The following is an 18013-nucleotide window of genomic DNA, read 5'->3' as shown; positions in this document are numbered from 1 at the left end:
GTCCGACGGTGGGGCCCCGGCGCAGCACCCGGGAACCCGTCGCTGTGGAGGGGGCACCGTGGTGCCCTGGTTGTGGAGGGGGAGTACCCGACCGGTCAGACGCCGTAGTCGGCGGAGTACTGCGCCAGCGCTTCCTCGATGGTGCCGTCGAGCTGCAGTCGGCCCTTGTCGAGGTACAGACCGCGGTCGCAGAACCGGCGCAGGTCCTTGTCGCTGTGGGACACGAAGAAGAGCGTCCGACCGCCGGCGAGGAGCTCCTCGATCCGCTTGTAGCACTTCTCGCGGAAGGCCTTGTCGCCGACGGCGAGGACCTCGTCCACCAGGATGACGGGCTCGTCGAGCCGCGAGATCACCGCGAACGCGATGCGCACCTTCATGCCGCTCGACAGGTGCTTGTACGGGGTGTCGACGAAGTCCGCGATCTCGGCGAAGTCGATGATCTCGTCGAAGGCGCCACGGATCTCGGCGCGCGACATGCCGTGCAGGCCGGCGGTCAGGTAGACGTTGTCGCGGACGGACAGGTCGCCGACGAACCCACCGGTGATCTCGATGAGCGGCGCGACGCCGGCCCCGACGTCGATCCGACCCTCGTCCGGCAGCATCACCTGCGCCACGAGCTTCAGGAGCGTGGACTTGCCCTGACCGTTGCGACCGACGACGCCGATCGCCTCGCCCGGACGGACGTCGAACGACACGTTGCGGAGCGCCCAGAACTCGTCGGCACGCTTGCGGCGGCCGCGTCCGGCGAAGAGGTCCTTGAAGTTGCGGCTCGCCCGTCGGTTGCGCTTGAAGCAGATGCCGGCGTCGCGCACGGAGATCACCGGCGCGACGGTCTCGGTGCGTCGGGTCTGGTCGGTGGCGGTCATCACAGCTCCTTCAGCACGCGGTGCTCGCTGCGTCGGAACACCGCGAAGCCGATGACCAGGACGATGCCCGTGATGACCACCGACGCCCCGACCTCGAGCCAGTCGAGCTGGCTCGGGAAGAACGCGGCGCGGTACATCCCGAAGATGCCGGTGAGCGGGTTGACCGCGGCGATGGGGCGCAGGGCGTCGGGCAGCGCGTGCGTGCCGTAGATGATCGGCGATGCGTAGAACAGGAAGCGCAGGACGAGCTTGGTCGCCCGCTCGAGGTCGCGGAAGAAGACGACGAGCGGCGCGACGATCAGGCCGAGGCCGTACACCAGCGCGCACTGCAGCACGATCGCCAGCGGGAAGAAGACGACCTGCCAGTGCAGGTGCGCGCCCGTCGCGATCGCGAACGCCGCCAGCACCGGCAGGCTCAGCAGGAACTCGATGCCCTTCGACGCGTCGATCCGCGCGACCCAGATGGTGCGGGGGATCGTCGTCGAGCGGATGAGCTTCGACTCCTTGATGAACGCCCGCGTGGAGTCCGAGACGCCCCCGGTGAACCACATCCACGGCAGCAGCGCGGAGAGCAGGAAGACGATGTACGGGTCTTCACCGACCGAACCGCGGTGGAACACCTGGGTGAAGACGAACCAGTAGATCGCCGACATCACGAGCGGGTCGAGGATCGACCAGACGTACCCGAGCGCCGACGTCGAGTACCGGACCCGGAGGTCGCGGACGGTCAGCAGCCAGAGGGCATGACGATAGCGCCGACCGGCGCTCCGGGTCGCCGCTGGTGCGGCAGCCGCGGGCACGGTCGGCGCGCTCGCTGTGGTCACGGTTTCCCTTCGGGCGGAACCGCCGAAGGGGTCCTGACGGAGGTTCAGGCGAACAGGTTGTTCGCGCGCTCGAGGTCCTCGGCGAAGTCGATCTCGACCGCGTACAGGTCGGAGATGTCGATCGGGGACCAGCGTAGCCCGTCCTCGGCGATGGCAGCCTCGATGCCGCCCTCGAAGTACTCCTGGTCGTCGACGCGACCGAGCTGGCGGATGAGGGCCTGCTTGTCGTTCGCCGACACGTAGTTGATGCCGACGGCTTCGCCGAGCCCACCGACGACCTGCTTGGAGAGCTTGTGGATGAACCCCTCGGCGTCGACGGTGTACTTGACTTCTTCGTCGGAGACCTTGTCGGTGTTGACGCTGACGAACGAGTGGTCCTCGTCGATCATGTCGGCCGCACGGACGAGCGCCATCGGGTCGAAGACCACGTCGCCGTTCATCCAGAGGACACCGCTCTTGCCGGTCGCCTTGAGGGCGCGCAGCAGGCTCTTCGAGGTGTTGGTGGAGTCGTAGGACTCGTTGTAGACGAAGGACGCGTCGGGGAAGGCCTCGACGATGTGCTCCGACTTGTAGCCGACGACGATCGTCACGCGGGCGCTCGAACCGAACGCGGCGCGGATGTTGTCGAACTGCTGCTGCATGATGGTGCGGCCGTCACTGAGCTCCGTGAGCGGCTTCGGCAGGCTGCGGCCGAGCCGGCTGCCCATCCCCGCTGCGAGGATCACGATCTGCGTGGTCATGCTGGTCCCTTCTGGTGTCCGCCCGCGCGCCCTGGGGCACGGGCGGGCCTCGTCGAGTCTGCTCGCGGAACGTCCGAGTTCGCCGAGAACCGGACGCCGCGGGCCACGAGGGCGGCCGCTGCACGGTGTCGGAGAGCCCGCCGGAGCAGGTTTCCAAGTGGTGAACACTTCTTCGTGCCCTGGTGAATGATACGGAAACACCCGCTCAAGGGGTAGGTCCGCCGCGCTTCGTACTCATTTCGTGACACTGGAGCGGGCGGTTCCCCGCTGTCCGGAGAGCGTTGGTACGGTTGGGCGATGGCCGCCAGAGCAGAGAACGAGGACGTGTACGCCACGACCGACGCTGCCTGGATGACCGAAGCGAGTGACACCGACGAGCAGGACGCCGACGAGCGTGCCGCCGACCGGGTGGACGCCGCGGCGGGGGACGACGCCGACGACGACGACATGGGGGAACCGGATGCGCGCGACGCCTCCGTTGATGACGAGATGACCGACGACACCACGGCTGCCGACACCACGGCCGCCGACACCGATCCGGTCACCGAGCCGCAGTCGGACGCAGTGCCCGGTACCGCAGTGCCCGGTCCCGCGGCCCGTGCCGCGGCAGCGGCCCCGACGACGACCACCGGTGCCCGACCCGCCAAGGCGCGCACCACGAAGCAACGCACCAAGCGACCGGCGAAGGCCGCCGGCACGACCGGCACCGTGCCTCCCGGCCCCGCGTCGAGCGACGCGACGTCCACGACGGACGCGACCGCGCACGCAGCGCAGGGCGCACCGGAGACCGACGCACCGGAGGCGGACGCCGCGACGAGCCCCGCCGCGAAGAAGCGTGCTCCCCGGGCCACCGCGCCCAAGGCCCCGCAGAAGCTGCAGCCCGTCGTGCTCGCCGCCGACGGCCTCGTCAAGCGGTACGGGCAGACCCTCGCCGTCGACGAGGTCGACCTCGAGATCCGCCAGGGCTCGATCTTCGGCGTGGTCGGCCCGAACGGCGCCGGCAAGACGACCACCCTGTCGATGATCACCGGTCTGCTGCGTCCCGACGCCGGGTCCGTGACGGTCCTCGACCACGACGTCTGGGCCGACCCCACGGCCGCCAAGCGCAGCCTCGGCGTGCTGCCGGACCGCCTGCGGCTGTTCGACCGCCTCACCGGTGCGCAGCTGCTCTACTACTCGGCCACCCTGCGCGGTCTCGACGGTGCCACGGCCCGCGAGCGCAGCACCGACCTGGCCGAGGCGTTCGGGCTCGGCGAGGCGCTCGGTCGCCAGGTCGCCGACTACTCGGTGGGCATGGCGAAGAAGATCGCCCTGGCCGCCACGCTCATCCACTCGCCGCGGGTCCTCGTGCTCGACGAACCGTTCGAGTCCGTCGACCCCGTGAGCGCCGCGACCATCACCGACATCCTGCGCCGCTACACGCGCGGTGGTGGCACCGTCGTGCTCTCCAGCCACTCCATGGAGCTCGTGCAGCGCACCTGCGACTCCGTCGCCATCATCGTCGGCGGCAAGGTCCTCGCCTCGGGGACCATGGCCCAGGTGCGCGGTCGCAAGAGCCTCGAGGACAAGTTCGTCGAACTCGCGGGCGGCCGCGTCGTGGCAGAGAGCATGGAATGGTTGCACAGCTTCTCCGGCTGAGGGCCGACCTGCTCGCGGGCGAGGTCCGCGGCAGCGCCCGCCGGTCCGTGCTCGTCGTGCTCGGCAGCCTCGTCGGGCTCCTCGCCGCCGTGTTCGTCGCGACGCAGACGGTCGCGCTGCGGTCCGCCGACCCCGACACGGCCCGCGCGGTCACCGTGCCGGTCGGCACGCTCATCGCGTTCGCGTTCACCGTCGTCCCGCTCGTCGTCGGACGGAGCGACCAGCTCGACCCGCGGCGCTTCGCGGTCTTCGGCATCGGCCGTCGCGGGCTCGCGATCGGCCTCGTCGTCGCCGGGCTGATCGGCGTCCCGGTGATCGGGGTCGTCGTCGTGGCCGTCGCCCAGTCGATCGCCTGGGCGCGTGACGCCGGCACCGGTGTGCTCGCGGTCATCGGCGGCTTGCTCGCGATCGCCACCTGCGCGCTCCTGGTCCGCGTGTGCTGCACCGTCGGCTCGCGGCTGATCGGTCCGCACCGGTCCCGCGACGCCGGGTGGCTCGTCGCGCTCGTGATCATCGTGCTCGCGATCCCGGCCGTCTCACTGCTGCTCCGCGTCGACTGGCTCGACCCCGAGGGCACCGAGATGCAACGGGTCGCGGACGTCGCGGGGTGGACGCCGTGGGGCGCTGCCTGGGCAGTGCCCGCCGAGGTCGCCAGTGGCCACGTCGGCACCGGGTTCCTCAAGCTGCTCGTCGCGATCGCCGTCGTCGCCCTGCTCACCTGGGCGTGGTGGGCGCTCGTCGGTCGGGCGCTCGACACCGTCGACGGTCGCACCCGGACCCGGCGCTACCAGGGGCTCGGCTGGTTCGACCGGCTCGGCTCGACACCGGTCGCCGCCGTCGCCGCCCGCGCCCTGACCTACTGGGTGCGCGACCCGCGGTACCGCACCTCGTACCTCATCATCCTGTTCGTCCCGCTCGTCGTCATCCCGCTCGGGGTCGCCGGGGTGCCGTGGCACTGGACCGCGCTCGTGCCGTTGCCGCTCATGGCGCTGATCGCCGGGTTCCTGCCGCACAACGACGTCTCGTACGACAACACCGCGGTGTGGCTGCACGTCGCCTCCGGGGCTCCCGGGTGGAGCGACCGTCTCGGACGTGTCGTCCCAGTCCTCGTCGTCGGTGCGCCGGCGATCGTGGCCGGCTCGGCGGTGTCCGCCTGGTTGTTCGACGACTGGACGGTGTTCCCGCTGCTGATCGGCGTGAGCGCCAGCGCCCTGCTGTCCGGACTCGGGCTGTCGAGTGTCGTGTCCGTCCTGCTGCCCTACCCGACCGTGCGGCCGGGCGACCACCCGTTCCAGCAGCCACAGGCCGCGGGTGTGACGGCGACGGTCGCGCAGTCGATGATGGTGATCGGCATCGTGCTCTGCACCGTCCCGGCGGCGTGGCTCGCGGTGCTGGCCTTCGTCCGCGGCGCCGAGCCGTGGTCGATGCTGACGCTCGCGGTGGGCATCGGGGTCGGCGTGGTCGTGCTCGTCATCGGGATCTTCGCGGGCGGGCGGCTGTTCGACCGGCGCGGCCCGGACCTGCTGGCCGCGGCGCAGCGCAACTAGCGTTCCGGAACGAGCGCGACGTGCGCAGACCAACGTGCGCAGACCGTCGTACCCTGGACCCATGAGCATGACGGAACCAGGCGGCGGCCTCGACGTGATGGACCGGGAGCTCGAGAAGCTCCTCGAAGACGAAGCGATCGAACCCGGCGACCACGAGCGGTTCTCGCACTACGTCAAGAAGGACAAGATCCTGCAGTCCGCCCTGTCCGGCAAGCCGGTCAAGGCGCTGTGCGGCAAGAAGTGGATCCCGGGCCGCGACCCGGAGAAGTTCCCGGTGTGCCCGGACTGCAAGGCCATCTACGAGAAGATGAAGTCCGAGTAGGCACAGCCTGCGCATCGTGAGCAGAAATGGTCGGGTCACCTTCGGGGACCCGACCATTTCTGCTCACCAAGCGGCGCGCAGCGGTGCGCTAGATCACCAGGGTGGGGATCGCGGGGTCACCGCGACCGATGCGCGCGGCGTCCGCCGGCAGCTCGGCCTTCGCCCGCTTGTGGTGCGCCCGCGCGGCCTCGACGCCCTGTGCTCCGAGGAACGCCGGATCGACCACGCCGCCGGTGACCACGGGCACGAGCAGGGCGCGCTCGTCGGGGCCGACCTGTCCGGCGGTGAGCACGACCTCGGCCGTGGCGACACCGTTGCGCAGGCGTCGGCCGGCTTCCTTGCGCCCGCCGATCGAGGCCTTGTCCACTGACTTCTTCGCCACGGCGACCCAGTCGTCGCCGTCGGCGGACTGGTGCGCCACGAGCTTGAAGACCATGCCGGCGGCCGGGTGCCCCGAGCCGGAGACCACCGAGGTGCCGACGCCGTACGAGTCGACCGGGGCCGCACGGAGGGCCGCGATCGTGTACTCGTCCAGGTCGTTCGTGACCGTGATCTTCGTGTCGGTCGCGCCGAGCCGGTCGAGCTGCGCCCGGACGGCCGCGACGACCGAGGGCAGGTCGCCGCTGTCGATGCGGACACCGCCGAGCTTGCCGTCGGTCAGCCGGACGGCGGTCTCGACGGCCTGCTCGATGTCGTAGGTGTCGACGAGCAGCGTCGTGCCGTTGCCGAGGGCGTCGAGCTGCGACCGGAACGCCTCTTCCTCGGAGTCGTGCAGCAGGGTGAACGCGTGCGCCGCGGTGCCCATCGTCGGGATGCCCCAGGTGCGGCCGGCCTCGAGGTTGCTCGTCGCGCCGAACCCGGCGATGTACGCGGCCCGTGCTGCGGCGACGGCGTTCCACTCGCCGGTGCGGCGGGAGCCCATCTCGGCGAGCGGACGCCCGTCGGCGGCGGAGACCATGCGCGCGGCGGCCGAGGCGATGGCGGAGTCGGCGTTGAAGACCGACAGGGCGAGCGTCTCGAGCACGACGGCCTCGGCGAACGTGCCCTCGACCTGCAGGATCGGGGAGTTGGGGAAGTACACCTCGCCCTCGCGGTACGCCCGGACGTCCCCGGTGAACCGGTAGTCGGCGAGGAAGGCTGCGGTGCCCTCGTCGATGACCCCGCGGTCGCGCAGGAACCCGATCTCGTCGTCGCCGAAGCGGAAGTCGCCGAGGGCGGTCAGGAACCGGCCGAGGCCGGCCGCGACGCCGTAGCGACGACCGTCGGGCAGCCGCCGGGCGAACACCTCGAAGACGCACCGCCGGTGGGCGGTCCCGTCCTTCAGGGCCGCGTCGACCATGGTGAGTTCGTACTGGTCCGTCAGGAGCGCGCTGGTCACCTCCCCGACACTACTGCGAGCGTCGGTACGCTGGTCACCGTGACGGATGCACCGATCGGAGTCTTCGACAGCGGGGTCGGCGGGCTCACGGTGGCCCGCGCGATCATCGACCAGCTGCCGCGCGAGAGCATCCGGTACGTCGGCGACACCGTGCACTCGCCGTACGGCCCGAAGCCCATCGCCGACGTCCGCCGCTACGCGCTCGAGGTCATGGACGACCTGGTCGAACTCGGCGTCAAGGCCCTCGTCATCGCCTGCAACACCGCGTCGTCGGCCGTGCTCCGCGACGCCCGTGAACGGTACGAGCAGGCGTACGGCATCCCGGTGGTCGAGGTCATCCAGCCCGCCGCCCGCGCCGCCGTGAAGCAGACCCGGACCGGGCGCATCGGCGTCATCGGCACGGTCGGCACCATCACCTCGCGCGCCTACGAGGACGCCTTCGCCGTGGCCTCGGACGTCAGCCTGACCCTGGCGGCGTGCCCACGGTTCGTCGAGTTCGTCGAGGCGGGGGACACCTCGTCACCGGAGCTGCGCGAGGTCGCCGCCGGCTACCTCGACCCGATCCGCGCCGCCGACGTCGACACCCTCGTGCTCGGCTGCACCCACTACCCGCTGATGTCCGCCGCCATCCAGTACGTGATGGGCCCGGACGTCACCCTGGTGTCGAGTGCCGAGGAGACCGCCAACGACGTGTACCGCCGGCTCGTCGAGCACGGCCTCGAACGCACCTCCACCACCGCCCCGACGTACTCGTTCGAGTCGACCGGCGACGACGAGGACGGGTTCCTGCGGCTCGCCCGCCGGTTCCTCGGCCCCGAGATCGTCCGCGTCGGCCACCTCGAGACCGGCGCCATCACGCTGCCCCGTGGGCGGGCCTGAGCGGCGACCAGCCGCCAGCCGCCGCCCGCCCCGATGACCCGCACCGCGCCTCCAGGCCGGACCGAAAGGACACCATGACCACCCGCATCGACGGCCGCCAGGCCGAGGAACACCGTCCCGTCACCATCGAGCGGGGGTGGAGCACGCAGGCCGAGGGCAGCGCGCTCATCTCGTTCGGCAGCACCAAGGTGCTCTGCACCGCCTCGTTCACGAACGGCGTGCCCCGTTGGCTCGCCGGCAAGGGCACCGGCTGGGTCACCGCCGAGTACTCGATGCTGCCGCGGTCGACGAACGAGCGCATGCAGCGCGAGTCGATCAAGGGCAAGGTCGGCGGCCGCACCCACGAGATCTCCCGGTTGATCGGGCGTTCGCTCCGCGCCGTGGTCGACACGAAGGCCCTCGGCGAGAACACCCTGGTCATCGACTGCGACGTGCTGCAGGCCGACGGCGGCACCCGCACGGCGTCGATCACCGGCGCCTACGTGGCCATGGTCGACGCGATCGAGTGGGGCCGGGGCAAGGGCTTCATCGGCAAGAAGGCCACCCCGCTCACCGACAGCGTGCAGGCGATCTCGGTCGGCATCGTCAAGGGGGAACCGATGCTCGACCTGGCGTACACCGAGGACTCCGCCGCCGACACCGACATGAACATCGTCACGACCGGGTCGGGCAAGTTCATCGAGGTGCAGGGGACCGCCGAGCACGCGCCCTTCGACCGCGACGAGCTGAACGTCCTGCTCGACCTGGGGCTGGCCGGCAACCAGTCGCTCGCGGCGATCCAGAAGACCGTGCTGGGGCTGGCGTGACCGGCACCGTCGTCCTGGCCACCCACAACCAGGGCAAGGTCGTCGAGCTCCGCGAGATCCTCGGGTCGGCGCTGGGCGAGGGTGTCGAGCTGGTCGGGTACGACGGCCCCGAGCCGGTCGAGGACGGCGACACCTACGCCGCGAACGCCCTGATCAAGGCCCGTGCCGCGGTCGCCCACACCGGACTGCCGGCGCTCGCCGACGACTCCGGCATCGCGGTCGACGCGCTCGACGGTGCCCCGGGCATCCACTCGGCGCGGTACGCGGGCACCCGGTCGGACGCCGACAACATCGCGCTGCTGCTGCAGAACCTCGACGGCGTCGTGGAGCGGACCGCCGCCTTCGTGTGCGCGGCCGCGTTCGTCACGCCCGACGGGTTCGAGCACGTGGTCGAAGCGGTGTGGAACGGCGAGGTGCTGACCGCGCCGGTCGGCGACGGCGGACACGGCTACGACCCGGTGTTCCGGCCGGACGACGCCGACCGCTCGTCGGCCGAGCTCACCCGCGACGAGAAGAACGCGCTGTCGCACCGCAGCAAGGCGTTCCGGGGCATCGCGCCGGTCGTGCGGGAGCACTTCGGCCTCTGAACTGCCCACCTGCGACGACGACAGGCCCACACCGAACGGTGTGGGCCTGTCGCATCCGGTCCGGCGTACCGCTACAGCTGCGGGTCGACGGCCGTCGACTCGGCCTGGTGCTCGCGCTTCTTCGCCTTGCGGGCGTTCCGGATGTACGTCAGCGCCATCGGCACGACGGTGACCAGGACTGCGGCGAGCAGGATGATGTCGATGTACTCGCGCACGATGTGGGCGACGAACGGGATGTGCCCGATGAAGTACCCGAGGAACGTCACACCGACACCCCAGACGACGGCGCCGATCGCGTTGTAGAGCGAGTACTTCTTGTAGTCCATGCGGCCGACGCCGGCGGCGATCGGCGCGAAGGTGCGGACGACCGGCACGAAGCGCGCCAGGATCACCGCGAGCGGGCCGAACCGGTGGAAGAACGCGTTGGTCCGCTCGACGTTCGCCTTGGAGAACAGACCGCTCTCCTTGCGCTCGAAGATCGGCGGGCCGGCCTTCTTGCCGATGTAGTAGCCGAGCTCCCCACCGAGGAACGCCGCAGCGCCGATCATCAGGGCAGCGACCCAGATCGGGATGCCGCCGATCTCGCCGCCGCGGTCGAACGCGAACAGGCCGGTGATGACGAGCAGGCTGTCGCCCGGGAAGATGAAGCCGATCAGCAGACCGGTCTCGGCGAAGACGATCGCACAGACGACGAGCACTGCGACCGCCCCGAAGTGGTCGAGGATGTACTGCGGATCCAGCCATGGGATCAGGGCGAGTGCGACGGAGTGCATGTCTCTTCCGGTCGTGCAGATGCGGTGACGGGAGGGTCACCCGCACGACGAGGGTACCGTCCGCGCGTGACCGGAACGTCCCTCGGTGGTATGAGATGCGCGAGCGCGCAACGGTCGGTGCGGAAGGAGGGACTCGAACCCTCACGCCTGGGGCACAGGAACCTAAATCCTGCGTGTCTACCGATTCCACCACTCCCGCGAGCAGCGGCAGTCTACCGAGCGGTCCCTGGTCGGCGGACGGCGGACGGCGGACGGCGTCGGCGGACGTCGGTGCGTGCGCACGGTGCGCCGGCCGTCACCTGGTGCGGGGCTGCCCGCTCGGTGCGGCGCAGCAAGCGCGCACGGAGCGACCAAACGCCGTGGGGGTGACCGTGTCGGCACCGTGCGGTGTTCGTGGCGGGGGTGCGCGGGGCCTCCCGGGCGGTGGCGCGCATCCCCGCACGGTGCGCCGGACGTCACGTGGTGCGGGTTTGGCCGCTTCGTGCGCCGCAGCAGGTGCGCACGGAGCGGCCAGCGGCGTTGTGGGTGACCGTGTCGACACGGTGCGGTGTTCGTGGCGGGGGTGCGCCGGGCCTCCCGGGCGGTGGTGGTGCGCCCGTGCGCACGGTGCGCCGGACGTCACCTGGTGTGGGCTTGGCAGCTCCGTGCGCCGCAGCAGGTGCGCACGGAGCGGCCAGCGGCGTTGTGGGTGACCGTGTCGGCACCGTGCGGTGTTCGTGGCGGGGGTGCGCGGGGCCTCCCGGCAGTGGTGGTGCGCACGTGCGCACGGTGCGCCGGACGTCACGTGGTGCGGGTTTGGCCGCTCCGTGCGCCGCAGCAGGTGCGCGCGGAGCGGCCAGCGGCGTTGTGGGTGACCGTGTCGACACGGTGCGGTGTTCGTGGCGGGGGTGCGCCGGGCCTCCCGGGCAGTGGTGGTGCGCCCGTGCGCACGGTGCGCCGGACGTCACCTGGTGCGGGTTTGGCAGCTCCGTGCGCCGCAGCAGGTGCGCACGGAGCGGGGAACCTCGCACGGAGCGGCGGGACGCGCACCGTGCGCCGGCCGCGCAGCACGCAGCACCCCGTGCGCCGGCCGCGCAGCACGCAGCGCGCAGCGCGCGGCGCGCGCGTCAGCGGAGCTGCCGCGGCAGGTACCGCGGCACGTACCGCAGCAGCACACCGGCACCGATGAGGCCGAGCACGCCCATCACGCCGCTCGCCACCGCGATCGTCGCGACGGCCGTCACCCCGGAGATCACGAGCGGTGCCGCTGCCGACCCGAAGTCGCCGGTGAAGCGCCAGGCCCCGAGGAACGGCGCCGGGTCGTCGCGCGGGGCGAGGTCGGCGCCGAGCGTCATGAGGATGCCGGAGCCGACGCCGTTGGCGAGCGACATCCCCATCGCGATCCCCACGAACCAGCCGACCCGCGCGTCGAGGTGCCCGCTCCAGGCGAGCAGGAAGTAGCTGATGCTCAGCCCGAGCATGCAGGGGAGTGCGCTCGCCAACCGCCCCCAGCGGTCCATGATCTGGCCGCTCGTGTAGAACAGCGCGAAGTCGACGGCACCGGCGATGCCGATGATCAGAGCGGCCGTCGAGTCGTTCAGCCCGACACTGACCGCCCACAGCGGCAGGATCACCTGGCGTCCGGCACGCATCGCGCCGATGAGCGCGGCCCCACTGCCGAGCCGCAGCAGCACGGCCCGGTTCGTGCGCAGGGTCCGGAACAGGCCGTGCGCCTCCTTGCCGACGAAGACCGCTCCGGTGTCGGTGGACGGCTCGGTCACGCCGGTCGCGTCCGACCCCGACCGGGAGGCCCGTGGCGGCAACCGCAGACCGCGTGCGCCCGTCGCCGGGTCGCGCAGCACCAGGAGCACGGTCGCCGCCGCCAGGCAGCACACGACGTGGATCCAGAAGGCGCTCGCGGTGGTGCCGGTCAGGTGGATCACACCGGCGGCGAGGAACGGCCCGACGAAGTACCCGAAGCGGAACACCCCGCCGAGGCTCGACAGCGCCCGGGCTCGGATGCGGACGGGGATCGCGGTCGTCATGTACGCGTGCCGCGCCAGGGCGAACACCGCGGTCGAGACACCGACCAGGAACACCCCGAGGGCGAGCACCCACGCGTTCGCCGCGGTCGTGCAGACGACGAGGCCGCCGACCGACACCAGGGCGGCGCCGATCATCGCGTTCCGCTCGCCGATCCGCGCGACGACGATGCCGGACGGCACGTCGCCGATGAGTTCGCCGACCAGGATGAGCGACGCGACGAAGCCCGCGAACGCCAGGGTCGCGCCGAGGGAGTCCGCGGCGATCGGGATGATCGGGATGATCGCGCCCTCGCCGATGGCGAACAGTGCCGCGGGCAGGAACCCGGACAACAGGACGGACCGGAAGTCGAATGAGTCGTTCCCCGTCGTGGCCATCGCTCGACCAACGGTACGCCAGCGGTACGGGTTCGTCGGCGGGTTACCCTGGAGGCATGCGTGTTCTGGCGGCGATGAGCGGTGGGGTCGACTCGGCGGTGGCTGCTGCCCGGGCGGTCGACGCCGGGCACGACGTGGTCGGTGTGCACCTGGCGTTGAGCCGGATGCCGGGCACGCTCCGCACCGGCAGTCGCGGGTGCTGCACGATCGAGGACTCGATGGACGCCCAGCGCGCCGCGTCCGCCCTCGGCATCCCCTACTACGTGTGGGACTTCTCGGCCCGGTTCAAGGAGGACGTCGTCGACGACTTCGTCGCCGAGTACCAGGCCGGCCGCACCCCGAACCCCTGCATGCGGTGCAACGAGCGGATCAAGTTCGCGGCGCTGCTCGAGAAGGCGCTGGCCCTGGGATTCGACGCCGTCGCGACCGGGCACTACGCCTCGATCGTCACCGGCCCGGACGGCTCCCGCGAACTCCACCGATCGGCCGCGTGGGCGAAGGACCAGTCCTACGTGCTCGGGGTCCTGACCGCCGAGCAGCTGCAGCACGCGATGTTCCCGCTCGGGGCGACCCCGTCGAAGGACGAGGTCCGGGCCGAGGCCGCCGAGCGTGGGCTGACGGTCGCCCAGAAGCCCGACTCCTACGACATCTGCTTCATCCCGGACGGCGACACCCGCGGCTGGCTCGCCGACCGTGTCGGCAGCGAGACCGGCGACGTCGTCGAGCGCGACGGCACCGTGGTCGGTTCCCACGACGGCGCGCACGGCTACACGGTCGGGCAGCGCCGCGGACTGTCGCTCGGGCGCCCCGCCGCCGACGGCAAGCCCCGGTTCGTGCTCGAGATCCGCCCGAAGGACAACACCGTCGTGGTCGGTCCGAAGGAGGCCCTGGCCGTGTCGTCGATGTCGGGCTCCCGCTTCACGTGGGCCGGCACCGCACCCGCCGACCCGCAGACGCCGTTCGCGTGCGACGTGCAGATCCGGGCGCACGCCGACCCGGTGCCGGCGACCGCGCGGGTGCAGGACGACGTGCTCGTGATCGACGTCGACGAGCCGCTGCACGGGGTCGCCCCCGGGCAGACGGCCGTGGTCTACGTCGGCACCCGGGTGCTCGGACAGTGCACGATCGACAGCACCGTCAGCGCCGTCCCCGTCGACGCCTGAGACCGCCGCTCCCGGGCGGTGGGTCCGCTGCACGCGCCGTCGGTGGCACACGGTAGAACTGATGACATGAGCGAGACCGACGCCACGTTCGAGACCATCGACCCCGACGGGCTCGACGCCGCCCAGGCCGGGCGCGAGGTCGACCGGCTGCGGGCCCGCATCAACGAGCTGCGACAGGCGTACTACCAGGGCGACAACGGCTCACCGGAAGCCGATGCCGACTACGACGTGCTGGTCCGCCGGCTCGACGCGATCGAGCAGCGGTTCCCGGAGCTCCTGACCGAGGACAGCCCGACCCAGACCGTCGGCGGCCAGGCGCAGACGACGCAGTTCGCGCCGGTCGAGCACGCCGAGCGGATGCTCTCGCTCGACAACGTGTTCAGCCCGGACGAGCTCACCGAGTGGGCCGTCAAGGTGCAGCGCGACGCCGGCGCCGAGCGGGTCCGGTTCCTGACCGAGCTGAAGATCGACGGCCTCGCGATCAACCTGCGCTACGAGCACGGCCGCCTGTTGTCAGCGGCGACCCGAGGTGACGGTGTCGTGGGCGAGGACGTCACCGGCAACGTCCGGACGATGGGCACGATCCCGGACCGGCTGGCGGGGACGGGCCACCCGCCCCTGGTCGAGGTCCGCGGCGAGATCTTCTTCCCGGTCGCCGAGTTCGACGAGCTCAACGCGAACCAGCGCGAGGCGGGGGAGCGGGTCTTCGCCAACCCGCGCAACGCCGCCGCCGGGTCCCTCCGCCAGAAGGAAGAGGGCAAGTCCGAGGCGAAGCGCGCGCTCATGGTCGACCGGCTCCGGCGGTTGCGGATGCTCGTGCACGGCATCGGCGCATGGCCCGTGCGCGAACTCGAGCAGGAGACCGACGTCCGCTCGCAGTCCGAGGTCTACGAGCTGCTCGAGACCTGGGGCCTGCCGACGAGCAGCCACTACCGGGTCTTCGACACCATCGACGAGGTGAACGCCTTCGTCCGCTCCACGGGCGACCGCCGTGCCTCGGTCGAGCACCAGATCGACGGCGTCGTCATCAAGGTCGACGACCTCGCCCTGCACGAAGAACTCGGCTCGACGTCTCGTGCACCCCGGTGGGCGATCGCGTACAAGTACCCGCCGGAAGAAGTCCACACCAAGCTCGTCGACATCGTCGTCAGCGTCGGGCGGACCGGGCGTGCGACCCCGTTCGCGGTGATGGCCCCGGCCGAGGTCGCCGGGTCGGTCGTCCGCCAGGCCACCCTGCACAACCAGCAGGTGGTCAAGGCGAAGGGCGTCCTGATCGGCGACACCGTCGTGCTGCGGAAGGCCGGCGACGTCATCCCCGAGGTCCTGGGGCCGGTCGTCGACCTGCGCGACGGCACGGAGCGCGAGTTCGTGATGCCGACGCACTGCCCGGAGTGCGGCACCGAGCTCGCCCCCGCGAAGGAAGGCGACATCGACCTCCGCTGCCCGAACGCGAAGAGCTGCCCCGCGCAGGTCCGCGGTCGTGTCGAGCACATCGCATCGCGCGGTTCCCTCGACATCGAGGGTCTCGGCGAGGTCGCAGCCGCAGCGCTCACGCAGCCGCTGCACCCGGACACCCCGCCGCTCGTGACCGAGGCCGGGCTGTTCGACCTGACGATGCAGGACATCGTCCCGATCGAGGTGATCGTCCGCGACGCCGAGACCGGCATGGAGAAGGTCGACGACGCCGGTGCCCCGAAGCGCGTGACCCCGTTCAGCCGCGCGCGCAAGAAGACCGACCCGCCGTTCGACCCCGAAGCACGCGGGGCCGACTACACCGGCGAGCCGAGCCGCTTCCCGTCGAAGAACGCGTTCGAGATGCTCGCGAACATCGACGCAGCGAAGACGAAACCGCTCTGGCGCATCATGGTGGGGCTGAGCATCCGCCACGTCGGACCGGTCGCGGCGCGGGCGCTCGCGAACCACTTCGGGTCGCTCGACCGGATCCGCAGCGCCTCGCGCGAGGAACTCGCGGCGGTCGACGGGGTCGGCGGGATCATCGCCGACGCCCTGCTCGCGTGGTTCGAGGTCGACTGGCACCGCGACATCATCGACCGCTGGACGACGGCGGGCGTGCAGTTCACCACGCCGGACCACCCCGGCCCCGGGGGTGCGGCGATCGAGGGCGGTGTCCTGAGCGGCGTCACGGTCGTGGCGACCGGGTCCCTCGAGGGGTACACGCGAGAGGGCGCGCTCGAGGCGATCATCACCGCCGGCGGCAAGGCGGCGTCGAGCGTCAGCAAGAAGACCGACTTCGTGGCCGCGGGTCCCGGGGCCGGGTCGAAGCTCACGAAGGCCGAGCAGCTGGGGCTCCGGATCATCGACGCCGAGCAGTTCCACCTGCTCGTGACCGAGGGGCCGAGCGCGCTCCCCGAGCCGGAGGTCCCCGCGCCCGAGGGGTGAGCCGGGGCGACGAGCACGACCGCGATGTGGCCGCACACTGCGGCGCGCCGTGCGACGCACCCAGTTCGGGGGACAAGTTGCATCGCGCATGACCGATCCTCGGGCATTCTCCTTACACTCGACGGAGCATCACCCGTCGTCTGCAGGGAGACGGCGGGACGGCCTTCCAGGGGGAGACCCGATTGCTGCTCATCGCCGCGGCTCTGCTCACCGCCTCGATGCACTCGCTCGGAGTGATCGAGGCCCCCGTCGCGCCTCCGACCCATGCCGCCACGGCCACCGTGACGGTCGCGCTCGTCTCGGAGCGCCACACGGTGCCCCAGCCGGTCATGACCGGGGGACAGATCGACGTCGACACCGTCGCCGACGCGCACGGTCGGGCGTTCCTCGACGACCTCGGGGTCCTCGGCGCCGGTGACCTGCGCCGTGCCGCCGACGACCGCCGTGTCGTGGCGACCGCGCAGGACGACCCGCCCGCGGCGGCCGTCGTCGCGCAGTGGTGGGCGGGACTCGGCGCCGACGAACAGGGCACGCTCCTGGTCCACGCGCCGTCGATCATCGGCAACCTCGAGGGCGTGCCGTACGCCGTCCGCGACCGCGCGAACCGGTCGACCCTGACCACCGGACTCGCCGACCCCGACACCGGTGCCGCGCACGCCGCGATGCTCGGACAGGTGCGGGACTCGTTGCGGCGCGAGCCCGGTGACCCGCAGCGGTTCCTCATCACGCTCGACACCCGGGCGGCGGGCCGAGCGGCGATCAGCATCGGAGACCTCGACACCGCGGCGGACGTCACCGTCATCGTCCCCGGGATGTTCTTCACCGTGACCGGGCAGATGGCCGACTTCACGAACACCGCCAACGACCTGGCGAGCGAACAGGCGACCCTCGCGCCGCTGGCCGCCGGTGGCTCCGGCGACGGGACGGGCGTCGCCGTCGTGGCGTGGATGGGCTACCGCACGCCCGACCTGTCGAACATCATGTCGCTCAGCCTCGCCGACTCCGGGGCGCAGCGACTCGAGCGCACCGTCGACGGCCTGCGGCAGATCCGCGACGGCGACCAGCCCCGGCTGAACATCGTGGCGCACTCGTACGGGTCGACGACGGCGCTCATGGCGCTCGCCTCCGGACGGATGAGCGCCGACACCCTCACCGTGCTCGGGTCACCGGGCAGTGACGTCCGGTCGGCGGCGGACCTGGACGTCGCCTCGGACGAGGTGTTCGTCGGTGTCGCGCACAGCGACCCGATCGCGGGGTCCGGGTACTACGGCACGGACCCGGGTGGTTCGTCGTTCGGCGCCACCGTGATGAACCTGGCCGGCGGTGCCGACGCGCTGGCCGCCGGGGACCTGTTCCGTCGTCCGGTCGGGCACAACGACTACCTCAAGCCGGGGACCGCATCGCTGCACGACGTCGCCCTGATCGGGATCGGCCGCGGTGACCTCGTCCGCGAGCAGGTCCGACGCGGCAGCACCGGTGACGACGGCGTCGTCGGTGCGTCGGTCGACATGTACCTGGTCCGTCCGCAGGACCTGCAGCCCCGCGACTGACGGGGTGGGGCCCTGGGCGTGACCGGATCGTGACCGGCGGCCGACGTACCGGGGCCGCACCGGGCCTCCCGGCCGGATCCGCGACCCCGCGCGGATCGCGACCCGCGACAGGTGGTGCCTGTGCGGCAACCTGAGCGACGG

General features: G+C 71.5%; 15 protein-coding genes and 1 tRNA gene. 9 read left to right on the top strand and 7 right to left on the bottom strand.

The genetic code is table 11. From position 1 onward, the window contains the following. Nucleotides 1-95 precede the first annotated feature (95 nt). The 3 genes from GVL05_RS13625 to GVL05_RS13615 all read right to left on the bottom strand — a co-directional run bounded on the left by GVL05_RS13625 (nucleotide 96) and on the right by GVL05_RS13615 (nucleotide 2430). Nucleotides 96-866 carry an ABC transporter ATP-binding protein gene (locus tag GVL05_RS13625; RefSeq protein ID WP_123673150.1) on the bottom strand — a complete coding sequence of 257 codons (771 nt, stop codon included), beginning with the start codon at nucleotides 864-866 and terminating at the stop codon, nucleotides 96-98. Beyond that, a complete protein-coding gene (locus tag GVL05_RS13620; RefSeq protein ID WP_123939022.1) occupies nucleotides 866-1666 on the bottom strand; it encodes an ABC transporter permease in 801 nt (266 codons plus the stop codon). Before GVL05_RS13620 ends, GVL05_RS13625 begins: the two co-directional genes overlap by 1 nt. Before the next feature lie 68 nt (nucleotides 1667-1734). Further along, entirely contained in the window at nucleotides 1735-2430 is a 696-nt protein-coding gene (locus tag GVL05_RS13615; RefSeq protein ID WP_111085011.1) for an NTP transferase domain-containing protein, read from the bottom strand. Nucleotides 2431-2727: 297 nt separating this feature from the next. On the opposite strand from GVL05_RS13615, the gene GVL05_RS13610 reads away from it, so the two are divergent. The 3 genes from GVL05_RS13610 (at nucleotide 2728) to GVL05_RS13600 (ending at nucleotide 5937) form a co-directional block, all read left to right on the top strand. Continuing rightward, nucleotides 2728-4068 (top strand): ABC transporter ATP-binding protein, encoded by a 1341-nt coding sequence (locus tag GVL05_RS13610; RefSeq protein ID WP_235035984.1) that lies wholly within the window; start codon nucleotides 2728-2730, stop codon nucleotides 4066-4068. Then, nucleotides 4044-5615, top strand: coding sequence for an ABC transporter permease (locus tag GVL05_RS13605; protein WP_159573448.1), 1572 nt, complete (start codon nucleotides 4044-4046; stop codon nucleotides 5613-5615). Before GVL05_RS13610 ends, GVL05_RS13605 begins: the two co-directional genes overlap by 25 nt. A gap of 61 nt (nucleotides 5616-5676) precedes the next feature. Beyond that, nucleotides 5677-5937 (top strand): DUF3039 domain-containing protein, encoded by a 261-nt coding sequence (locus GVL05_RS13600; protein ID WP_111033217.1) that lies wholly within the window; start codon nucleotides 5677-5679, stop codon nucleotides 5935-5937. Between the two features lie 88 nt (nucleotides 5938-6025). On the opposite strand, the gene GVL05_RS13595 is transcribed toward GVL05_RS13600, so the two are convergent. After that, complete coding sequence (locus GVL05_RS13595) at nucleotides 6026-7363, bottom strand: nicotinate phosphoribosyltransferase (RefSeq protein WP_159573451.1); 1338 nt, start codon at nucleotides 7361-7363, stop codon at nucleotides 6026-6028. Here GVL05_RS13595 and murI point away from each other — a divergent pair. The 3 genes from murI (at nucleotide 7355) to rdgB (ending at nucleotide 9587) form a co-directional block, all read left to right on the top strand. Next, nucleotides 7355-8194, top strand: coding sequence for a glutamate racemase (gene murI / locus GVL05_RS13590; RefSeq protein ID WP_123938935.1), 840 nt, complete (start codon nucleotides 7355-7357; stop codon nucleotides 8192-8194). The genes GVL05_RS13595 and murI overlap by 9 nt on opposite strands. Nucleotides 8195-8268: 74 nt before the next feature. Further along, on the top strand, nucleotides 8269-9000 hold the full coding sequence (gene rph, locus GVL05_RS13585) for a ribonuclease PH (protein ID WP_159573447.1): 732 nt from the start codon (nucleotides 8269-8271) through the stop codon (nucleotides 8998-9000). Then, nucleotides 8997-9587 (top strand): RdgB/HAM1 family non-canonical purine NTP pyrophosphatase, encoded by a 591-nt coding sequence (gene rdgB / locus GVL05_RS13580; protein WP_123340733.1) that lies wholly within the window; start codon nucleotides 8997-8999, stop codon nucleotides 9585-9587. Before rph ends, rdgB begins: the two co-directional genes overlap by 4 nt. Before the next feature lie 71 nt (nucleotides 9588-9658). On the opposite strand, the gene GVL05_RS13575 is transcribed toward rdgB, so the two are convergent. From GVL05_RS13575 to GVL05_RS13565, 3 genes are all read right to left on the bottom strand, one after another. Beyond that, complete coding sequence (locus tag GVL05_RS13575; RefSeq protein ID WP_123294071.1) at nucleotides 9659-10360, bottom strand: DedA family protein; 702 nt, start codon at nucleotides 10358-10360, stop codon at nucleotides 9659-9661. A gap of 118 nt (nucleotides 10361-10478) precedes the next feature. Then, a tRNA-Leu gene (locus GVL05_RS13570) sits at nucleotides 10479-10559 on the bottom strand. Nucleotides 10560-11466: 907 nt separating this feature from the next. Then, nucleotides 11467-12759, bottom strand: a complete 1293-nt coding sequence (locus GVL05_RS13565) for an MFS transporter (RefSeq protein ID WP_123294070.1) — start codon at nucleotides 12757-12759, stop codon at nucleotides 11467-11469. A 56-nt stretch (nucleotides 12760-12815) separates the two neighbouring features. On the opposite strand from GVL05_RS13565, the gene mnmA reads away from it, so the two are divergent. From mnmA to GVL05_RS13550, 3 genes are all read left to right on the top strand, one after another. Next, on the top strand, nucleotides 12816-13922 hold the full coding sequence (gene mnmA / locus GVL05_RS13560; protein WP_123340734.1) for a tRNA 2-thiouridine(34) synthase MnmA: 1107 nt from the start codon (nucleotides 12816-12818) through the stop codon (nucleotides 13920-13922). A 66-nt stretch (nucleotides 13923-13988) separates the two neighbouring features. After that, nucleotides 13989-16322, top strand: a complete 2334-nt coding sequence (gene ligA / locus GVL05_RS13555) for an NAD-dependent DNA ligase LigA (RefSeq protein ID WP_159573446.1) — start codon at nucleotides 13989-13991, stop codon at nucleotides 16320-16322. Between the two features lie 182 nt (nucleotides 16323-16504). Next, entirely contained in the window at nucleotides 16505-17872 is a 1368-nt protein-coding gene (locus GVL05_RS13550) for an alpha/beta hydrolase (protein WP_159573445.1), read from the top strand. Nucleotides 17873-18013: the final 141 nt, after the last annotated feature.

The sequence above is a fragment of the Curtobacterium sp. 18060 genome (assembly GCF_902706105.1).
Lineage (GTDB): Bacteria > Actinomycetota > Actinomycetes > Actinomycetales > Microbacteriaceae > Curtobacterium.
Note: the sequence above shows the minus strand (reverse complement) of the source record. Positions and strands in the feature narration are given on the sequence as shown.

Bases quoted from the DNA above. Each gene is read 5' to 3' on its own strand.
- GVL05_RS13625 (WP_123673150.1), bottom strand. From the start codon at position 866: ATGACCGCCACCGACCAGACCCGACGCACCGAGACCGTCGCGCCGGTG.
- GVL05_RS13615 (WP_111085011.1), bottom strand. From the start codon at position 2,430: ATGACCACGCAGATCGTGATCCTCGCAGCGGGGATGGGCAGCCGGCTC.
- GVL05_RS13610 (WP_235035984.1), top strand. From the start codon at position 2,728: ATGGCCGCCAGAGCAGAGAACGAGGACGTGTACGCCACGACCGACGCT.
- GVL05_RS13605 (WP_159573448.1), top strand. From the start codon at position 4,044: ATGGTTGCACAGCTTCTCCGGCTGAGGGCCGACCTGCTCGCGGGCGAG.
- GVL05_RS13600 (WP_111033217.1), top strand. From the start codon at position 5,677: ATGAGCATGACGGAACCAGGCGGCGGCCTCGACGTGATGGACCGGGAG.
- rph (WP_159573447.1), top strand. From the start codon at position 8,269: ATGACCACCCGCATCGACGGCCGCCAGGCCGAGGAACACCGTCCCGTC.
- GVL05_RS13575 (WP_123294071.1), bottom strand. From the start codon at position 10,360: ATGCACTCCGTCGCACTCGCCCTGATCCCATGGCTGGATCCGCAGTAC.
- GVL05_RS13565 (WP_123294070.1), bottom strand. From the start codon at position 12,759: ATGGCCACGACGGGGAACGACTCATTCGACTTCCGGTCCGTCCTGTTG.
- mnmA (WP_123340734.1), top strand. From the start codon at position 12,816: ATGCGTGTTCTGGCGGCGATGAGCGGTGGGGTCGACTCGGCGGTGGCT.
- ligA (WP_159573446.1), top strand. From the start codon at position 13,989: ATGAGCGAGACCGACGCCACGTTCGAGACCATCGACCCCGACGGGCTC.